Consider the following 20,128-nt stretch of genomic DNA (forward strand, 5'->3'; position numbering starts at 1 on the left):
CCGCACTTTTTCTGGGTCAATGATGACAATAAGTTATGACTTAGAGATTAATCAACAACTAAAGCTTATGCTTGTAGCTAAGTGAAATCATTGATTAAGAGACCTGTGCTTTTCAATAACTTTTTCAGCAGACCCTAGTTAGTCTATTAGTTGATATTTATCCCGATTCTAATCATCTTTACTTGCTGGGATTAGACCAAGAATCTGATTATTATGTCTGGGAAATCGCTAAAATACAAGACTATATTATTGTTACTAAAGATTCTGATTTTAATGAATTACTAATTCTTAAAGGCTTTCCGCCTAAAGTAATTTGGATTCGTTTGGGAAATTGCTCTACTAAAACTATAGAATCATTGTTAAGAGATAACTACGAAGCTATTTTATCTTTTGAGGGAGATCAAAATCTTGGTATCATCGCTTTATCCTAATCTGGGGATCATTTGAATTAAGCTAAATTTTATCATCAACAAAAATTAAAGGGGTAAATATTGTCTTATATTGATAAATTCTTCACTTTTTCCCAGTTTGGCAATTAATTCTAAATCTCTAATACAGTCCCCAATCCCTATAAATTCAATTCCTTCTGTTTGACGACTACTAGCTTCTATTTAAAAATCGCTATCTTGGGTAAAAATCACTCTTGATAAAGTTTGAGATTCACTACTTTATTGCCTGTGCTTTAAGTCGGGTAACAAAGGGAGAATCTCCGGCTTTTTCCCGCATTTTTTGGGCAAATTCTAAATCAGCTTGGATAGCTTGATCTAATTCTTCTCTATGTTCCCAATAGTAAGCTAATGCTGAGTGAATTTGACTCATGCTTAAATCACGATGGTTAATGTGAATTTCTGCTGGAGTCCAACCGTAAGCTATTTGTGCCATAACTAGCTCAATCACTTTCAGGGTAGAACCCGCAATTATTGGTACTCCCCGATGATCAATTGCAATATATTTATAGTCTGTGAGAGTTGTTGTCATGTAGAGAGGGTTAAGCTAAAACGCATTTAAATTATAGAACCTATTTGGTATCTCTCTTGTGACGCTTCACGGGTAAGAATTACAGGTATTTTGGCTAATTCGCTCTAATCCATACTGGGTAATGATTTTGGGAAAGATACCAAATGGACTCTATATTCCCTGTCCTTTACGTTTCCTCGGCAATTTGTTATAATGTTTCTTGAGTATGTTTCTATTTTTTAATTAGAGAAAATATGCAGATAAAAGACATGACTAGCCAAGAGTTACAAAGTTTAATCCGTAATACAGTAGATGATACTCTGGATGAATACTTTGGTGATCCAGATGAGGGAAAACAAGTTAAAGAATCTTTTAAACAAAAGTTATTAGAAATCCAACAAAAAAGATTACAAGGAAGACCGACTATTCCCGCAGCTGAGGTGGATAAAAGATATGGGATAGAACCTTAAATGAGCTATTCTGTTACGTTTGAACCAGAGTCGATAACTGATTTAGATTTGATCACTGATCTTATCAGACTGAGGATTCTTAATAAAATTGAATGGTTAGCCATCAACTTTGAACAGATAACCCCCCTACCTCTTACGAGAGAATGGTCAGGGTTTTATAAATTAAGAGTAGGAGATTATCGGGTTATTTATGAATTTGATCGAGAGAGTAGGATAATTATTATTATTAGAGTAGGTCATAGAAGTGAAGTTTATGACTAAATACTTACTAAAATAATGGGATCAGCAATAACCTAAGACACATTTTAACCGTCCATCCTTAGAATAGCGAGATTATTTTCTAGTAAAAATTGCCAAAGACAGCCCAATTATTGACGAAATTATGGAAATATAAATCGATCGATAGCCCTGATTAATTACGGCACGACATATAATAAAAAACGGTCTCCCTAAACCAGTTGCCAAAATCGCCGCCATGGACAGTCAATTACTTGATAAACTCGGACAATTACAAAACCTCTTAAAAACCAGCGAAAAGGCTCTGATTGCCTATTCTGGGGGCGTGGATAGTACCCTAGTGGCAAAAGTGGCCTATGATCTGCTAGGGAGTCAAGCATTGGCAATTACGGCGGTTTCCCCTTCCCTACTGCCGGAAGAATTGGAAGAAGCGATCGCTCAAGCCGATTATATCGGTATTCGGCACGAATTGGTGGAAACCGAGGAAATGAATAACCCCAATTACACCAGTAATCCCGTTAATCGCTGTTATTTCTGCAAAAGTGAGCTACATGACACCCTCAAACCCCTTGCACTCGCTCGTGGTTATGCCTACGTCATCGATGGCGTTAATGCTGATGATTTAAGGGATTATCGTCCCGGGATTCAAGCAGCCAGGGAGCGCGGCGCTCGTTCACCCTTGGCGGAAATTGCTATCACAAAAAGCGAAGTTCGTCAACTATCTCGTTACTTAAATTTACCTTGGTGGGATAAACCGGCGCAACCCTGTTTAAGTTCCCGTTTTCCCTACGGGGAGGAAATTAGCCTGGAGAAATTGCAAAGAGTCGGACGGGCGGAGATTTATCTGCGAAAATTAGGTTATCGTCAACTACGGGTGCGATCGAGCGGCGATACGGCACGGATTGAATTACCAGCAGCAGAAATTCCCGACTTTATTAATCGGACAAATTTAAGCGAATTAGTCGCTGATCTGCAAAAATTAGGCTTTATCTATGTCAGCCTCGATCTAGAAGGTTATCAAAGCGGCAAGCTTAATCGAGTCCTCTAGATCAGTAATCAGTAATCAGTAATCAGTAATCAGTGGACTGAAAACTCAAATCTGCTCTAACAGTTATCTTAATGGTGAGGTACGAAGTTTTCGTTTTGGGGAGTCGGTCGTCGGTCGTCAATACCAAATTGGGTTATACTTCATCTTGACGAGAAAGGCTGTAACGGATAACGGATAACGGATAACGGATAACGGATAACTGGTCACTGATAACTGATAACTGGTCACTCGATCGGATATATTAAAAAAATGTTAAAAAGCCAGGGAGCGGACTGATGAACCTTTTTCTAGGGTTCCTAAGTCTTTATCCCTAAACCTCTAATTCCCAAGGCGAGGATAGATGAGTCAACTACAAAATGCCTTTACCCTATTCCTGAGCCTGTTGGTGGAAGCTATGCCTTTTTTGCTGCTAGGGGTGATTCTCTCTAGTATTCTTTTGATATTTGTCGATGAACGTCGCTTAGTTGCTCTGATGCCTCGAAATGCTGTTTTAGGAGCATTTGTGGGGGGATGTATTGGTTTTTTGTTTCCCGTCTGCGAGTGTGGCAATGTACCTGTGGCGCGACGTTTACTTGTGCAAGGAATGCCGAATGCAGTAGCGGTTAGTTTTCTGTTAGCAGCGCCGACAATTAACCCGATTGTTATCTGGTCCACTTGGGTAGCTTTTCGCGATCAACCGGAAATTGTTTTCTATCGAGTTATCTTTTCTTTGTTCATCGCTACGGTTATCGGTATTATCTTTAGTATCCAAAAAGATCCCCGACCGCTCCTACAAACCTCTTTGGCAAAAAGTCTCAATTGGCAACCGCAAATACCGGAAAAAGAATCTATCCCACTACTACTACAATCCGGTTCTTTTCTGATCGGTAATTCTGGGCAAACTTTGCGCTTAGATGAAAGTTTTGCCGCTACTGCTGTCCTACCAGCAGTGCAAGCTATCCCGATGAAAAGGCGCTGGTTAACTTTTCTGGAAAACGTGGTGATGGAATTACGGGAATTAGGAGGAGTGTTAATCTTAGGAAGTGCTATAGCGGCCGGTTTACAGGTATTTGTTCCCCGGGAATTTGTTCTTAATTTGGGTCAGGATCCAATTACTTCGATCTTGGCCATGATGCTGTTAGCAGTAATTGTTTCAATTTGTTCCACGGTTGATTCTTTTTTTGCCCTCTCTTTTGCCTCTAGTTTTACCAGTAGTTCCCTGCTGGCTTTTCTAGTGTTCGGTCCAATGATTGACCTAAAAGGGATTGGTTTAATGTTGTCTATTTTTAAACCGAGAATGTTAATTTATCTCTTTGCTTTAGCAGCGCAAATGACTTTTTTACTCACCTTGGCTCACAGTTATTTATTTTAGGTCAGTACCCGGATAGTTTTTCCCATGAATTCATCACGTCTAAAAATAATCGCCCCCCAATTTATCGATATTATTGCCCTAATCGGTTGGGGTTCGTTACTATTTAAATACTGGATAACTGGACGGTTAAATTTACTAATTCATCCTAATTATTTTCTTCTGGTTCTTATCACCAGTATTGCTTTATTTTTTCTGGGAATAGTCAAGCTTTGGACATTGTTAAAACAGTGGCAAAAAAAGATGAATTTAGATAGTAATGATAATCGATCGCATATTACCATTCTCCCTCAACATTTTGGCTCAGGTTTATTAGTAATAACTGCCCTTTTAGGTCTATTTATCGCCCCGCAGCCCCTCAGCAGTCAAATCGCATTACAGAGGGGAATTAGTGAATCTTTACCCCTAACTCGCGTGCAAACTCAATCCTTTGGCACTACCGTTAAACCGGAGGAAAAAAGTTTAATTGAATGGGTAAGAACTTTGAATGCTTATCCTGAACCTGATGCTTACACAGGACAACCGGTAAAAGTCACAGGTTTTGTGGTGCAATTGCCCCAATTACCCGATAATTATTTATTAATTAGTCGCTTTATTCTTACCTGTTGTGCCGTAGATGCTTATCCCGTGGGGTTGCCGGTGAAACTATCAGGAAGTCGCAGTCAATATCCCAATGATACTTGGTTAGAAATCACCGGAGAAATGGCCACGGAATCCTTACCCGTAGAGGTGGGAAAATCAACCACCAGAAGACAATTAGTAATTAAGGCTAAATCCGTGAAATCTATACCCACTCCTGTGGATCCCTACGGATATTAACAGTTATCAGTTATCAGTTATCAGTTATCAGTTGTTTCTAACCATCTACTATAATGATCAAGACCTTACAACTACAACCGATTGATAAATTAGCGATAACATTAATTGTATCGCTAACCTTAGTAATTGGTGGCTTAATTTGGTTAGGTAATAGCTGTGGTAATCAATGTCTTTTACAAACCGGTCCAAGGGTCAAGGAATTTAGCTGGGAAAATCGAGAAATTGGCTCGGAAGATCAAGCATTTATTATCACTTTTGATCGCCCCATGGATCATGCTAGTGTGGAAAAAAATCTAGTTATCGATCCTCCGCTGCTGGGTAAGTTTAGTTGGGCCGGAAGACGATTAGCTTATACTCTCACTTCTCCCATTCCCTACGGAGAAAAATATCATCTGCAAATTGAAGGTGCGCGGGAACAATTTCGCAGCGGTAATCGATTAGGACAAACCCTGGCAATCTTTGAAAGAGAATTTAAAAGTCGCGATCGTGCTTTTGCCTATATTGGCACTAATGGGGAAGAACAGGGAAGATTAATTTTTTATAACTTGACCGAGGAGAAGAAAACCCTCTTAACCCCCGCAAATTTGACCGTTATGGCTTTTGAATTCTATCCTGATGGTAAAAAAATCCTCTTTTCGGCCGTGGCGAAAAATCGGGGGATAGAGGGAATTCGTGAACTGCAGCTTTACCAAGTTGATAGCAGTCAATCGCCTCTAAAAATTGAGTTAGTGCTAGACAATAAAGATTATCAAAATAATCACTTTGATTTAGCTAAAGATGGGGAAACTATTGTCGTGCAGAGAATTGAGCGCCGCAATCCGATTAACTTCGATTTATGGACAGTTAAACCGGGGGAAAACCCCCAACAATTAAACATCCAAGGCGGAGAATTTTTGATTGCACCTGATAGTAAAACTTTGGCTGTCACCCAGGGGGAAGGAATTGCGCTTTTGCCTTTAAAAACCGAAACAAAACCCCTAGATTTTTTACCAAAATTTGGGCGAATTTTGAATTTTTCTGCCGATGGTACGGCCGCAGCAATGGTGAATTTTAATACGGATAATGCCAAAATGCGTTATATTCGATCGCTTTTTTATGTCAATAATCAAGGATTACAAAAACGCTTACTCAATCTACAAGGTTCGATTATAGATTGTCAATTTAATGCCACCGGTAGTGATTTGTATTGTTTGTTAACCGAGTTAGTTACTAACAGTCAAGAGTACAAAGAAAAACCCTATTTTGCTAAAATAGATGTGAAGACCGGTCAAGTGACTCCCCTACTGGAATTAGCTGATTATCGTGATATTCACATTAGTTTATCTCCCGATGGTTTAGCAATTATTTTTGATCAACTTCGCACCAGTTATGATACCAATCCGACTAATCCCTTGACTACCGATTCAGGAGAAACAATTATCGGTGGTCGTTTGTGGATGTTAATTCCTCCCCTACAAGATGGAGTAAAAGCAAGTAAATCTGATTTAATTGAATTACCTCTAGCGGGAATTCGTCCCCAGTGGATGCCGTAGAATTTCATCATTAAGTTAGGAATTATTTCGATGCTGTCAAACTCAGAAAAATTAGCCAAATTGCGTCAGTATTTTGCCAGTGGTGCAACTCGTTCCTATCAATTCCGTCGTCAGCAGTTAGAGAAGTTAAAACAGGCAATCATTAAATATGAAGCAGAGATATATCAAGCTTTATATAGCGATTTAAAGAAAAGTCCCGAAGATTGTTGGATTACTGAAAATGGCTTTCTTTTGGTGGAAATTAATACCGCTTTAAAAAATTTGCGCTCATGGATGCAACCCAAAACTGTTAAAACTAATCTCTTAAATTTCCCATCCTCCAGTCAGATTATTCGGGAACCTTTAGGAGTGGTTTTAATTATTGGTGCTTGGAATTATCCCCTCCAATTGTTATTAGTGCCTTTAGTCGGTGCCATTGCTGCCGGTAACTGTGCGGTATTAAAACCGAGTGAATTTGCCTCAGCGACGGAAAAATTAGTAGTTAAAATAATTCAAGAAATATTCCCTGAAGAATATGTGTTAATTGTCCTGGGAGATGGTGCGGAAGTAATTCCGAATATGTTAGACAGTTTTACCTTTGATCATATATTTTTTACTGGCAGTACAAGGGTAGGAAAAATTATTTATCAACTAGCGGCAGCAAAGTTAATTCCTGTTACTCTAGAATTAGGGGGAAAAAGTCCCTGTGTTATCGAAGCTGATGCTAATATTTCCGTGGCAACCCGTCGCATTGCCGTGACAAAATTCTCTAATTCTGGTCAAATGTGTATCGCAGCTGATTATGTTTTAGTACATCAATCCCAGCAGGAGAATTTTATCAAAGAATTAGCTAATACTATTGTTAATTTTTTCGGTGAAGATGCGAGATTAAGTGCTGATTATGGTAAGATCATTAATGAGAAACAATTTGATCGCCTGATTGACTTTCTCCAAGATGGTGAGATTGTTTTTGGAGGCAAAACCGATCGAGAAAATTTATATATTCAACCAACTTTATTAACTAATGTTTCCCTCGATGCTCCTATTATGCAAGGGGAAATATTCGGTCCAATTTTACCGATCATTGCCTTTAGCACTTTTGAGGAAGCTTTAGCAATTATTGCTAAAAATCCTAACCCTCTAGCTTTTTATCTGTTTACTACCAAGGCAAAGACCGAAAAGAAATGGTTAGAATCAGTCCAGTTTGGGGGAGGTTGTATTAACAACAATAGTTTTCATTTTACTAATCCTAGTTTACCCTTTGGTGGTCGAGGAAATAGCGGTATTGGTAGCTATCATGGTCGTTTTTCCTTTGAGAATTTTAGTCACCAAAAAGCCATTATGAAAACACCTCTTTGGTTCAATCCCGCTTTAAAATATCCGCCTTTTAAGGGTAAATTAGACTTATTTAAGTTATTAGTTCGGTAAAAAGCTAAAGTTTAAGTTAAAGCTTTTAAGAGAGCTTGAAATTTAAGCTGAATTTCTGCTAGTTCTTTTTCTGGATCGGAACCGGCAACAATACCCGCACCAGCGTATAATCGCGCTCGATCGCCTTCAATTAAGGCCGAACGAATACCAACAATAAACTCACTATTATTTTGACAATCAATCCAACCCAAAGGAGCGGCATAAAGAGAGCGATCGAAGGTTTCATAATGACGAATTTGTGCTAAAGCGATCTCCGTGGGAACCCCTGCGACAGCAGGAGTGGGGTGTAGTTGGGCAACAATTTCGAGGGGATGGATGGAGGGTTTTAGTTTGGCATGGATAGGAGTCCAGAGATGTTGAATATTGGAGAGTTTTAACAATCTAGAGGGAGAATTTTGCGGATTTAAGCCAATTTGTCGCAGTTTTTGGTTAATAAAGTCACTAACAGCCCGATGTTCCCGTTGTTCTTTTTCACTAGCGAGGAGTTTATTGGCCAAGAGAGCATCTTCGATCGCATTTTCTCCCCGGGGGGCGGATCCCGCTAAAGCATCGGTGATTAATTGCCCCTGATGGACAGTTAACAAGCGTTCGGGACTAGCGCCGATAAAATGATCTCCCCGTCCATTGCCGAGGGAAAAAGTGTAGCAATCGGGATGACGCTGACGCAAATTATCGAGACAGTTTACCAGATGAAAAGGACGGGGAGAAATCACGTCAAGAGCGTGAGCGAGGACAATTTTGCTAAAATTTTGGGCGTGGATAGATTGGAGTGCATCGGCAACAGCCGCTTGAAAATTATAGGTAGGATGAATATAGTAACTACAGGGAGCCTGGTGGGGATTTTGTCGGCAATTGCTCGAGTTATTTTGGATAATTTTGAGGTTGTTGATAGTTTCTTCGAGGCAGTTTTCTATTTCTTTTTCGCTGGTGATTAGGAGATTGGTAAGGAAAAAATATTCCGACTGTTTTTTGATAATTTGAAACTTAGGCAGGGTTAGGGTAGCTGAGGGAAAGGGGGTAGCTCTTTCCGAGTCGAAAAAAGTGAAACTACAAAAGATGCGGGGAGTAATCTCGCTATAGTTATCAATTTTGATAATTCTTTGTTGACAGTTTTCAATAAATTTTTGAGCTTTTAAAAAACGTTGTTTGCCGTGGAAAGTGGCAGCAAAGGCGATGCCGTAGCCGAGAAAAGCGGTTTCTCGTTGGGGATTTTCCCAATAACAATGGGTGGGATAGCTAGAGGCAATCCGAGAGAGAATTTCTAGGGGATCAACGGGGGAAATTTTTTGACAAAAACTGACGATCGACGGATTTCCCTTTTCTGCGGCTAACAGTTGCGGGTTGAGGATAAAGTTATAGAGGCCGCGAAGATCAGCAATCGGACTATCAGGATAGGAAAGGCGAGGAACGGCAGAAGTCATGTCAAGTTTTTTGTATTTTTTGCAAAAAAACCATGATTAATGGTATGTAATCCCCACAGATGTGGCCAGAGTCAACATCTCTTTTTAACTATGGTATCGGAGAAAGGGTCTTTAGGTAGAAAGGGACCGGGATATTTGTGACGATTAACCGCGTTGGAGACAAATGAAGGCTTAAAATCTCCAGAGATGGCTATTATTTAAATCGGCAAAAAAATTAATTTAATAACTGCTACTTTACAAGTTTGTGGAAATTGCCGCCACGGGACAAGTGGGGATACATTGTTCACAAACCACGCAACGGGAACGCAAAAACTTAAGACGAAAACTTTCGGGATCAAGGGTTAAAGCTTCCGTGGGACAAACTCCCGTACATAACCCACAATCGACGCATTTTTCTTCATCAATGACGATTTCGCGACTAACTTGGGAAACGCCAATATTTTGTAATTGTAACCATTCGATCGCCGCTTCTAACTCATCGATATCTCCCGATAATTCTAATACTAATGTTCCCACTTGATTGGGGGCAACTTGGGCGCGGATAATATTAGCGGCGACGTTAAAATCCTTCGCCAGTCGATAGGTAACGGGCATATGGACGGCTTTTTTGGGAAAAGTGAGAGTAACGCGTTTTTTCATGAGGATAGGATAGGATAGGAATAATTTTTGAGAGACTATCCATGACAGCCACCACACCCACCAATAAAATCAGAAATCTGCTGCTGGCAGTAACGGCAGTTATTCTTAGTGTAGCGATTTTCTTGGGGTTTCAAACCACCGCTAGTTCTGTATCTTTGGAAGCGCAAGCGGAAAAAGCGACACCTTTCGATCTTGCCCTCAGCAATGGTAAACCCACCCTGACAGAATTTTATGCTAATTGGTGTACCAGTTGTCAGGCGATGGCCGCTGAAATTGCCGAAATTAAAAAACAATACGGTAATGCCATTAATTTTGTCATGCTCAACGTTGATAATAATAAATGGTTGCCGGAAATTCTCCGTTATCGCGTGGATGGTATTCCCCATTTTGTCTTTTTAAATAATCAAGGACAACCAGTTGCCCAAGCGATTGGAGAACAGCCAAAATCAATTTTAACTGCTAATTTAGAAGCACTTTTAACTAATTCTACCCTACCCTATGCCACCACTACCGGACAGACTTCTGATTTTAATGTTCTTGTGGGCGCTAGTCAAACCGATCCTCGCAGTCACGGCAGTCAAGTTAAGCAGTAATCAGTAATCAGTAATCAGTTATCAGTGGAAAGCTTAAGGCTGAAAGCTATCATTCAAAAGTCAACTATCAATAAGTACATTTCATTGACTGAATTTTTTAACTATGGCGATTATTGTCCAACATTTAACCACAGGTAACGAATATATATTACTAGGAGTTAGTGGGGGTGAAAGTAAGAATATTTTACCCACCAAAATGTTAGGAGATTTCTTCGCAACCGAGACTCCAGATAAATCTCGATCGCTGACGGTTTGTGACGATCAAGGCCGCATACTTTGGTTTCCCGTCACAGAAATGATTGTGGTGGAGGTAGATGGTCAAAAACCCGAAGAATTATTACCAGAAATTATCCCTCCTGAACCAGTTCCTTTACAATTAGATAAAGAAAATCAACCTCAGTCCCCAGAAAATCAAGGAAACATCGATGAATTTGCCGAAGATGACGATTGGATCTAGAATTAAATATCTAATTTTAGCGGTAATAATTGCCCTATTTACTATTGGCTTTAATTCCCTCTATTCTGTTTCTCAAAACTCGATCGCTTCCTTCCCCGTTGCCGAAGTTAACCCCCAATATCTTAACGATTGGACACCGGAATTAGAGGCAGAATTTCAACAAAGGGCCAAGCAAGTTATTAACCATTTTGCTAAGGCAGAAAGTTATGGCAATTTGTGGGGAGAAAACGAGAAAAGATCCTATCCTATGGCCATGTTTGATTTCTTGGCAGGAAACCGGCAAAAAGCCCTAGATTTCCTGCAGCAGGATGACCCACAAAAACGGGAACAGGCCCACACTGATTATATAGATTATTATTTTTCTTTTACCCTGAAAGGACAAATTAGAAAGTATTTTCTTCTCGGAAAATATCTCGATCCAGTTTATCGTCAGAGAATGTATAATGCGGCGAAAATTTGGACAGAAACCGACCCTTTACAACGACCCCATCCTATCCACGGTACTGGCCAAGGAACGGGTAATGATTGGAGTATAACAAGACGGGGTTTATGGGTAGATAGTCGCAATACTGATAACCTGCGAGCGATGCGCGAAACATCGGTTTATCTGATGGCCGAAGAAACAGGAAATGAGGCAACTCGTCAAATTTATAAAAGTAAAATTAAGCGTTACGTTTCAGCTTTATATAACATCGGTATGGGAGAATGGGATTCAGAAGTTTATCACGGTCATACCTTTGCACCCTATCTCAATCTCTACGATTTTGCTCAAGATACGGAAGTTAAACAATGGGCAAAAATGGCCTTAGATTGGTTATCTATGGCCGCTAGTGTTAAATATTATCGCGGTGGTTGGGGTGGCCCTGTAAAACGCGATTATGGTGGTAGTAATGGGGTAATGCGATCGCACGCAGGCCGCACTTTTTGGCTATACTTTGGTGATACTCCCGTCCCCAATAATCGCCCGGAATTGGACTCTCTTTATCTAATTACCAGTGGTTATCGTCCTCCTTTGGCAGTGATGGAATTAGCCCGAAAAAACTTTAATAAACCGGTAGAAATTCTCGCCAGTAAACCCCTGTATGAAAACTGGAAACCGGGCAATAATCAGAGTCCGGGTTATTGGGAAACTCAATTTATCGGGGCTAGTTATCAAATGGGTAGTCTGGTGGGAACTTTCCCCGATGGCGATGTGGCCCCATTTAAATTAATGGCCTTTAATCAACATAAAGGTGTGGATTTTTTTGTGGCTAACACTGGCAAAAATGGCGTAAAACCGGGCAAAAATCCCGGGGATGAAATCGGACAATATCGTAATCTTTTAATCTGGTTACGACCAGCAGATCAAGCTTTTTTCTGGCAATTAACGAAAACTGCCAAGGTAGAAAAAGATGATAATATCTGGTTTATTCAATTAGAAAAAACTTGGTTAGCCCTGAGATTAATAAATCTTTCTTCTCCTGAAATGATCGAGATTCCTAATTCCCCTTATCCCGATGATAATACCTACCAAGCTTTACCCACAGGTAACAATTATGCGGGTTTTGCTCTGGAAGTGGGGGAAGCGGCAACCCAGGGTAGTTATGAGAATTTCAAGAGCATATTTAAGCAAAAAAGTCAAGTAAATTTAACTCAAATTAATCAAGGCAGGGTTTTATTTAAAGGCAGTCAAGGGCAGAGTTTACAATTTACCTATAATCAAATCAATCTACTGCCGATGTTAATTCGTAACGGTCAAAAGCACGATTGGTCAAAAAATTTCGCCCTTTATAACAGTTTAAGTCGAGATGACTCTCCCGTTTCTTTGGGATGGAAAGAGGGCAAATTAACCGTCAAAGCAGGGAATTATCAATTTTCTAATACTTTGATCCTCCCCTCTCCTTAAGTTAGATATTCTCGACTATTTATTCAGCAGACCCTAGTTATGAGGAGAGGCAAAAGGCAAAAGGCAAAAGGCAGCTTTGTTCTCCCCACTTCCCCACTTCCCCACTTCCCCACACCCCACACCCCACACCCTGTCCCCACGAAAAACTTTTTCAGCAAACCCTATTTATGAGGATTGATCAGACCATTTGCGCTTGATTTAAGAATTCTTGCAATTCTTCTCCTTCGATTACTTCGGTGGTCAAAAGATTAGTGGCAATCGACTCTAATAAATTGCGGTTGTGACTGAGAATTGCTAGGGCTTTTTGGTAACTAGCGTCGATAATTTGTTTAACTTCTTCATCGATCGCTTTGGCCGTATTTTCCCCGATCGAACGCCTGGGACTACCCTGATTATTACCTAAAAAATTAGCCTGTCCTGTTTTATCGTAGGCTAGGGGGCCGAGGGATTTACTCATACCATACATTGTCACCATTCTTTCAGCAATATCCGTCGCCCTTTGTAAATCATCGGAAGCGCCATTAGTCACGCTGCCAAAGATTAATTCTTCGGCTGCCCGACCGCCCAATAACATAGTAATTTGTTCTTTAAATTCGGTTTCTGTCATCAAAAAACGGTCTTCCGTGGGAATTTTCAGGGTATAACCCAAAGCGGATAAACCCCGGGGAACGATGGAAATTTTCTCCACCCGACCACCTCCCGGCATAACTGCACCGACTAAAGCATGGCCAACTTCGTGATAAGCGACGATTTTCTTTTCTTTTTCCGATAAAACCCGACTTTTCTTTTCTAAACCGGCGATAACTCTTTCTATCGCCTCTTTAAAATCAATTTGACTGACTTTTTCCCGATTATTACGGGCAGCCAAGAGAGCAGCCTCATTGACGAGATTGGCTAAATCGGCCCCGGCAAAACCGGGGGTTTGGGTGGCGATCGCTTTGAGGTTAACATCTTCACCCATCTGGACTCGTTCGGCGTATATTTGTAAAATTGCCCATCTTCCCGCTAAATCGGGACGATCCACCAGAACTTGGCGATCAAAGCGCCCCGGACGCAATAAAGCGGCATCAAGAGTCTCTGGGCGATTGGTGGCGGCTAAAACGATGACGACGGCTTCTTTGGGGCTAAAACCGTCCATTTCTGTCAAAAGTTGGTTTAAAGTCTGCTCGCGCTCATCATTGCTGCCGCTAGTTCCCGATCCCGAACTTCTCGATTTACCGATCGCGTCCAATTCATCAATAAAAATGATGCTAGGGGCATTTTTCTTCGCTTGGGCAAATAGATCCCGCACCCGGGCTGCCCCAGTGCCGACAAATAACTCCACGAATTCCGAGGCCGAAATGCTAAAAAAAGTCACTCCCGCTTCTCCCGCGACCGCTTTTGCTAAGAGGGTTTTTCCCGTCCCCGGCGGTCCGACTAAGAGAACACCTTTAGGAATACGCGCCCCAATTTTATTAAAGCGCTCGGCATCCTTGAGAAATTCGACGATTTCCTTTAACTCGGTTTTTGCTTCCTCGGCCCCGGCCACATCACTGAAGGTAATCGGATATTTTTCGTCGTCTCCGTAAACTTTAGCGAGATTTTTGTTAAAAAGCAGCGATTTACGGGTGTCATCGTTGCGATAGAACAGAAACTGCATGGCGGCGACTAAAATTAAGGGAGGAACCACCCAAGCGAGGAGAGTGGTGATCCAACTGTTTGCGGCCACGGGAATCGCCTCGAAGATTACGCCTTTTTGCTGTAATAGTTGGGGTAATTGGGGGTTATCGACTGGAATCGTGGCAAAAACTCGTCCGGAGACTAGATTACTGCTTGTTTTGCTGCCCAGAGAACTAGAATCACCGTGAAAGGGATTACTTGATTCTGGGGGATTAACGGGGGGATTACCCAGAATAGGCAGGGATTCTAAAGGATTTTTTAATTGATAAAAGATGACTTGATTGCCAATTCTGACCTTACTGATGTCGCCCCGTTCCACTTTACTGATAAATTCGCTGTAGGGTTCGAGGGGAATATTGGACAATTCTGAGGGACGAGGGATAAAAAAATAGCCTAAAGCGGCAACACCAGAACAAATGATCAGGATTTTGCCGAACAGAGGCAAACGCGACCAGGAAAATTTATTATCTTCTTGATTAGCCATAATTTTTAGGGTGGGTGAGAGTGAAAATGCAAAGTCCATGCTAACAATTCCCTGTCTCGATCGCCTTACCGATGGGATAGGATAGAGGATGGAATACTTGGTAGCGAGCGAGCGACAAACGAGAGAAATCCCATGAATTTAGTTAGCTTAGAGAACTTTCTCGATAACACTTCTTTTTTAGTCCTGTTTTTAACCATGCTGGTTTATTGGGCCGGGGCAGCCTTTCCTAGCATACCTTTGTTGCCCGGCTTAGGCAGCACGGGAGTGGCCATCGCTAACCTCTGTATCGCCGCTTTATTGGGGGCGCGCTGGTTAGAAGCGGGTTATTTCCCCATTAGCAATCTTTACGAATCTTTATTCTTTCTCGCTTGGGGTGTAACTGCGGTTCATTTAATTGCTGAGTACACTAGCCGCAGTCGCCTGGTGGGGGTGGTGACGACTCCTGTAGCCATGGGGATTACCGCTTTTGCCACTTTGTCCTTACCCGGGGAAATGCAAACTTCGGCGCCCTTGGTTCCGGCTTTAAAATCGAATTGGTTGATGATGCACGTTAGCGTCATGATGTTAAGTTATGCTGCTTTGATGGTGGGTTCCCTGATGGCGATCGCTTTTCTGATCGTCACTAGAGGTCAAAATATCGAGTTAAAAGGCAGTTCCGTGGGTACGGGAGCCTATCGTCTCCAAAATAAGTTATCTACCACTCTTTCTGCGCCAATTTTCCTGGAAACGGCTAACGGTGGCCCAACCGCCCTTTTAACTCCCACCTTAACAGCGATGGCGACTCTTTCGCCCCAACGTCTCAGCTTGGCGGAAACCCTCGATAATATCAGTTATCGCGTCATTGGTCTCGGTTTTCCCCTTCTCACTATCGGTATCATCGCCGGGGCAGTTTGGGCGAATGAAGCTTGGGGTTCCTATTGGAGTTGGGATCCGAAAGAAACTTGGGCGCTAATCACTTGGTTAGTGTTTGCCGCTTATCTCCATGCGCGCATTACCCGGGGATGGCAGGGCAGAAAACCAGCTATTCTAGCGGCCAGTGGTTTTGTTGTGGTTTGGGTATGTTATTTGGGGGTGAATCTTTTAGGTAAAGGCCTTCATTCCTACGGTTGGTTTTTCTAAATCAGTTATAGGGGTGGGTTGGTAAACCTGCCCCTCCTGACTTGAAAGAGGGTGTGGGGTGTGGGGTGTGGGGAAATGGGGAAGTAGGGAAGTAGGGAATTTCAACTAAAAACCCCAAAACCCCAAAACCCCAAAACCCTAAACCCCTAACACCCTAAACCCTGCCCCCTGTCTCCTGTCTCCTAACCCCACCAACAAACTTTTTCAGCCAACCATAAATAATTACAACTTCTCAAAACTTATAAAAAATGATCGAGCAGAAAACTACTATTAAAAATCTGGCTTTAATTGCAGGTGTGCATGGCAATGAACTAACTCCCGCTTATTTGGTTGAATATCTGCAAAACTCACCTAATCTTATTGCTCGCAGCAGTTTTCAATCCTACAGTCTCATCGCTAATCCCTTAGCCCTAAAGCAACGGGTTAGATATATCGATACGGATTTAAATCGTTGTTTTAACCAAAAAGATTTAGTTAATCCCGATTGTCAGCAATACGAACAAAAACGAGCTAAAAAAATAGTCAAAGAAATCCGAGAAAAATCCATCGATTTATTAATAGATATTCACAGCACCACATCTAACATGATGCTGGCGATTATTTATTCTAACCCCCATCCTTGGCTATTAAAACTCTTTACCTATCTGACTAAAATTAATCCTGAGGTGCGCTTAATTTATCATCCCGTCAGCGAGGAAGAAAATCATTTTCTGAAAGGAATTTGTCCCCTAGCTTTTACCCTAGAAATCGGTCCAATTGACCATGGTGTCATCTGTCCCTATCTTTTTCGTCAAACCGAAACACTTATCTATCAAATCCTAGACTATATCGAACAGGAAAATTATCTGGCAGCCCATCTCGATACTTTCAGCGAATCCCTAATAGTTTACCAACGTTTAGGCTCGATCGATTATCCTAGGGATGAACAGGGTGAAATTAAAGCCATGTTACATCCTGAGATTCTTCAACGAGATTATCAGGCAATTCAACCCAATCAACCGATTTTTCTAGGATTTGATGGTCAGGAAATTATCTATCGTGGGGAATCTGAATTATATCCTATCTTTGTCGGAGAATCTTCCTATAAAGAAAAAGGAATCGCCCTTTGTTGGACAGCAAAAAAACAAATCGATATTAATTAGTACCAGACAGCAGTTTTCCTGACAAAAAACCGGTCTAAATAAGGGAAAAGCCACTATGACCTTTACTTCTGATTCTCTTTTAGCTGAACGTTACCAACTGCAACAACGCCTAGGCAATACCGCTATCGGTCGTCAAACTTGGTTAGCTATCGATGTATTATCCCAAGAATCAGTAATTATTAAACTCCTCGCTTTTAGTCCCCAGATGGAGTGGGAAGAATTAAAATTATTTGAACGGGAGGCAGCCGTCTTAGCTTCTCTCCATCATCCCCGTATTCCCCGCTATCGCGATTATTTTTCCCTCGATAAAAATCAAGGTGACGGGATTCCTTGGTTTGTGCTTGTACAAGATTATATACCAGGAGAATCCCTAAGCGATCGCTTAGAAAGGGGGCAACGTTTCACCGCTACGGTAATTCGGACTATTGCCCAAGAAGTTCTCGAAATTCTCATTTATTTGCACGAATTATCGCCCCCAGTATTACATCGAGATATTAAACCTAGTAATTTAATTATTAACTCAGAAAATAACGTTTATTTAGTAGATTTTGGGGCAGTCCAGTCCCGCGGTGCAGTAACAGGAGTTACTTTTACTGTGGTGGGGACGAGTGGTTATGCACCCCTAGAACAATTTTGGGGCCGGGCAGTTCCCAGTTCTGATTTATATGCCTTAGGTATGACTTTAATTCATTTATTGACGGGAATTGTCCCCATAGAATTGCCCCACCGCAACTCTAAAATTCAATTTCGCCAACTGGTGACAATCGATGATGATTTAAGCGATTGGTTAGAAACTATAACCGATATAGCGGTAGAAAAGCGGTTTAAAAGTGCCAGAGAAGCTCTGAAATTTCTCCAACATCCCTACTATCGCCAAGCATCAAGTTTAATCGATCCTAAGAAATTACCAAAACCTCCCCACAGTTCCATCCGTATTGCTAAACACCGGGATAATTTAGAGATTAATTTACCCCCAAAAATTAAGCTACCTTCCGATGCAGCTACTCTCTGGTCTTTGGCGATTGTCCTTACTGTCAGCATCTTTATCTCCCCAATTCTTACCTTTATTATAGCTCTAATTGGTTTTATTTGTTTGCGTGAGATGCAATTAATTCTTACCACTCAAGAAGTTTTAATTAAATATAAAGTCTTCAATTTTATCTACAAAAAATTTGCTTTTAAAACTCAAGATTTATGGGGTATTTTTCTCCATAGCAACGGCACAGAAGGTAACTATCAGATTCGTCTGCGGACGGCTAAAAATTATTATCTTATCGGTCAGAATCTCCGCGAGGATGAATGTCTCTGGTTAGGACAGGAAATCCAAGATTGGTTAAATTTTATCAAATATAGCGTTTCTCCTCAAGATGATGTGTAACCTGACAGGGTATCATCGACCGTCTCCCCAAAACGAAAACTTTGCACCTCACCATGAAGATAACTGAGAATCAATTCAAGAAATCCCCGGAATTAGTCGGTAGGCATTTTTCCCTTTTTAACCTTAATCTTGCAGAGATCACCCTATCTTGATAGAATAATAACTGATTGGCATTCCCTCGGCTACAAGGCGGCAATTATTAAATCGGATTAGTTAGTTATTAATGGAGAATTAAAAATGAACTCTGAAATTTACAAAAAAGTCAGCTTGTTAGTTTTGTATCAAGGGGTTTTTAATAATGCTATTGGCCAGGCATTTATTACCCTATTATCTACGGATAATGTTGCCGATTTTCTCAAAGCTTATGGTCAATGTTTTCAAGCTTTAGCATCTAAAAATATCAGTTGGAATGATTTTCTAGTCGAACAAATTTTATTAGATGATAATCCCTTTAGTCAACAGGTACAGAAAAAAAGTGTTTGGGAGTTACCCGAATCTTTAATTGATGGCGTTAAACAGGATTTATCTATCCTCCAATCTCTTTATAACTCTAGCATTTATAGCCTAAGCAGTTCGACAGTTTTTGAACAAATTAAATTTCTAATTTTCCCCGCTTGGGAAGTGGACAATAAATTAGAAAGTTTCCTGCATTCCAGTTCAGATTGGACGGAATTAGTCGAAGATTTAGCTGATTATTATCGCGAATGTGGTACAGGAATTTTTGCCCGTTATCAAGCTTTAAGGTGGCAAGAAGGCAGATTACAAGGAATTACTCATCCCGATCCCGTACAGATTCAAGAAATAGTCGGTTATGAAATGCCTAAGGAAACCTTGATTAAAAACACTGAGTTTTTATTGGCAGGTTATCCCGCTTTAAATGTCTTACTCTATGGCAGCCGTGGTTCAGGAAAATCCTCTTTAGTCAAGGGATTATTGCAAAAATATCATAGTCAGGGATTGCGCTTAATTGAAGTGGCAAAATCGCAATTAAAAGACCTACCATTAATTATTGAAATCCTGCGAGATTTGCCACAAAAATTTATTATCTTTGTCGATGATTTATCCTTTGAAGAAGACGATGAAGCTTTTAAAGCTTTAAAAGTTGTTTTAGAGGGAAGCATCACCGCTAGACCGAAAAATGTCGTAGTTTATGCCACTTCTAATCGCCGACATTTAGTCAGAGAGTTTTTTGCCGATCGACCCCGACCAAAAGATGGGGATGAAGTGCATAATTGGGACACAGTACAAGAAAAATTATCCTTTAGTGATCGCTTTGGTTTAACCCTAACTTTTGAACCTGCTAATCAAGAAAAATATTTTAAAATAGTGCGTCATTTAGCAGGTTTAGCTAAATTAAAAATTAGCTTAGAAGACTTAGAATTTCGTGCCAAACAATGGGCAACCCAACATAATGGGCGATCGGGAAGAACTGCTAGACAATTTATTGATTTTCTGCAAGGGGAATTAGCATTAAATAAGTAGGGTCTGCTGAAAAAGTTTTTCGGTGGGGGTTGGGGGTTGGGGGATGGGGGA

General features: G+C 40.9%; 18 protein-coding genes and 1 pseudogene. 15 read left to right on the forward strand and 4 right to left on the reverse strand.

From position 1 onward, the window contains the following. Positions 1-140: 140 nt before the first annotated feature. Positions 141-431, forward strand: a pseudogene (locus IM319_RS05065) (DUF5615 family PIN-like protein); the annotation flags it as partial. 232 nt (positions 432-663) lie between these two features. On the opposite strand, the gene IM319_RS05070 reads toward IM319_RS05065, so the two are convergent. Then, entirely contained in the window at positions 664-978 is a 315-nt protein-coding gene (locus IM319_RS05070) for a DUF433 domain-containing protein (RefSeq protein ID WP_286825841.1), read from the reverse strand. A 233-nt stretch (positions 979-1,211) separates the two neighbouring features. On the opposite strand from IM319_RS05070, the gene IM319_RS05075 reads away from it, so the two are divergent. The 7 genes from IM319_RS05075 (at position 1,212) to IM319_RS05105 (ending at position 7,818) form a co-directional block, all read left to right on the forward strand. Then, positions 1,212-1,427, forward strand: coding sequence for a hypothetical protein (locus IM319_RS05075; protein WP_286825840.1), 216 nt, complete (start codon positions 1,212-1,214; stop codon positions 1,425-1,427). Next, positions 1,428-1,688: a type II toxin-antitoxin system RelE family toxin gene (locus tag IM319_RS05080; RefSeq protein ID WP_286825839.1), complete on the forward strand. Its 261-nt coding sequence runs from the start codon at positions 1,428-1,430 to the stop codon at positions 1,686-1,688. Between the two features lie 214 nt (positions 1,689-1,902). Beyond that, on the forward strand, positions 1,903-2,712 hold the full coding sequence (gene larE, locus IM319_RS05085) for an ATP-dependent sacrificial sulfur transferase LarE (RefSeq protein WP_287734874.1): 810 nt from the start codon (positions 1,903-1,905) through the stop codon (positions 2,710-2,712). 340 nt (positions 2,713-3,052) lie between these two features. Beyond that, entirely contained in the window at positions 3,053-4,063 is a 1,011-nt protein-coding gene (locus IM319_RS05090; protein ID WP_286825837.1) for a permease, read from the forward strand. A 24-nt stretch (positions 4,064-4,087) separates the two neighbouring features. Then, positions 4,088-4,879: a TIGR03943 family putative permease subunit gene (locus tag IM319_RS05095; RefSeq protein WP_287734876.1), complete on the forward strand. Its 792-nt coding sequence runs from the start codon at positions 4,088-4,090 to the stop codon at positions 4,877-4,879. 53 nt (positions 4,880-4,932) lie between these two features. After that, positions 4,933-6,411, forward strand: coding sequence for a hypothetical protein (locus IM319_RS05100; RefSeq protein WP_287734878.1), 1,479 nt, complete (start codon positions 4,933-4,935; stop codon positions 6,409-6,411). 30 nt (positions 6,412-6,441) lie between these two features. Continuing rightward, positions 6,442-7,818, forward strand: a complete 1,377-nt coding sequence (locus IM319_RS05105) for an aldehyde dehydrogenase (protein ID WP_287734880.1) — start codon at positions 6,442-6,444, stop codon at positions 7,816-7,818. 11 nt (positions 7,819-7,829) lie between these two features. Here IM319_RS05105 and IM319_RS05110 read toward each other — a convergent pair whose 3' ends face one another. Beyond that, complete coding sequence (locus IM319_RS05110; protein ID WP_287734882.1) at positions 7,830-9,239, reverse strand: isochorismate synthase; 1,410 nt, start codon at positions 9,237-9,239, stop codon at positions 7,830-7,832. Positions 9,240-9,473: 234 nt separating this feature from the next. After that, positions 9,474-9,878 (reverse strand): NIL domain-containing protein, encoded by a 405-nt coding sequence (locus tag IM319_RS05115; protein WP_004163818.1) that lies wholly within the window; start codon positions 9,876-9,878, stop codon positions 9,474-9,476. A gap of 41 nt (positions 9,879-9,919) precedes the next feature. On the opposite strand from IM319_RS05115, the gene IM319_RS05120 reads away from it, so the two are divergent. The 3 genes from IM319_RS05120 (at position 9,920) to IM319_RS05130 (ending at position 12,813) form a co-directional block, all read left to right on the forward strand. Beyond that, positions 9,920-10,471, forward strand: coding sequence for a thioredoxin family protein (locus IM319_RS05120; protein ID WP_287077380.1), 552 nt, complete (start codon positions 9,920-9,922; stop codon positions 10,469-10,471). Positions 10,472-10,574: 103 nt separating this feature from the next. Further along, a complete protein-coding gene (locus tag IM319_RS05125; protein WP_287734884.1) occupies positions 10,575-10,928 on the forward strand; it encodes a hypothetical protein in 354 nt (117 codons plus the stop codon). Continuing rightward, a complete protein-coding gene (locus IM319_RS05130; RefSeq protein WP_287734885.1) occupies positions 10,897-12,813 on the forward strand; it encodes a hypothetical protein in 1,917 nt (638 codons plus the stop codon). Before IM319_RS05125 ends, IM319_RS05130 begins: the two co-directional genes overlap by 32 nt. A 178-nt stretch (positions 12,814-12,991) precedes the next feature. On the opposite strand, the gene ftsH is transcribed toward IM319_RS05130, so the two are convergent. Continuing rightward, positions 12,992-14,956, reverse strand: coding sequence for an ATP-dependent zinc metalloprotease FtsH (ftsH, locus tag IM319_RS05135; protein WP_287734887.1), 1,965 nt, complete (start codon positions 14,954-14,956; stop codon positions 12,992-12,994). Between the two features lie 132 nt (positions 14,957-15,088). On the opposite strand from ftsH, the gene ccsB reads away from it, so the two are divergent. The 4 genes from ccsB (at position 15,089) to IM319_RS05155 (ending at position 20,077) form a co-directional block, all read left to right on the forward strand. Beyond that, a complete protein-coding gene (gene ccsB / locus IM319_RS05140; RefSeq protein WP_046663089.1) occupies positions 15,089-16,075 on the forward strand; it encodes a c-type cytochrome biogenesis protein CcsB in 987 nt (328 codons plus the stop codon). Positions 16,076-16,323: 248 nt separating this feature from the next. Beyond that, complete coding sequence (locus IM319_RS05145; protein WP_287077385.1) at positions 16,324-17,217, forward strand: aspartoacylase; 894 nt, start codon at positions 16,324-16,326, stop codon at positions 17,215-17,217. Between the two features lie 55 nt (positions 17,218-17,272). Then, positions 17,273-18,595 (forward strand): serine/threonine protein kinase, encoded by a 1,323-nt coding sequence (locus IM319_RS05150; RefSeq protein ID WP_287734890.1) that lies wholly within the window; start codon positions 17,273-17,275, stop codon positions 18,593-18,595. Positions 18,596-18,832: 237 nt separating this feature from the next. Next, positions 18,833-20,077 carry an ATP-binding protein gene (locus IM319_RS05155; protein ID WP_287734892.1) on the forward strand — a complete coding sequence of 415 codons (1,245 nt, stop codon included), beginning with the start codon at positions 18,833-18,835 and terminating at the stop codon, positions 20,075-20,077. Positions 20,078-20,128: the final 51 nt, after the last annotated feature.

It is taken from the genome of Microcystis sp. M113S1, from assembly GCF_020246945.1.
GTDB lineage: Bacteria > Cyanobacteriota > Cyanobacteriia > Cyanobacteriales > Microcystaceae > Microcystis.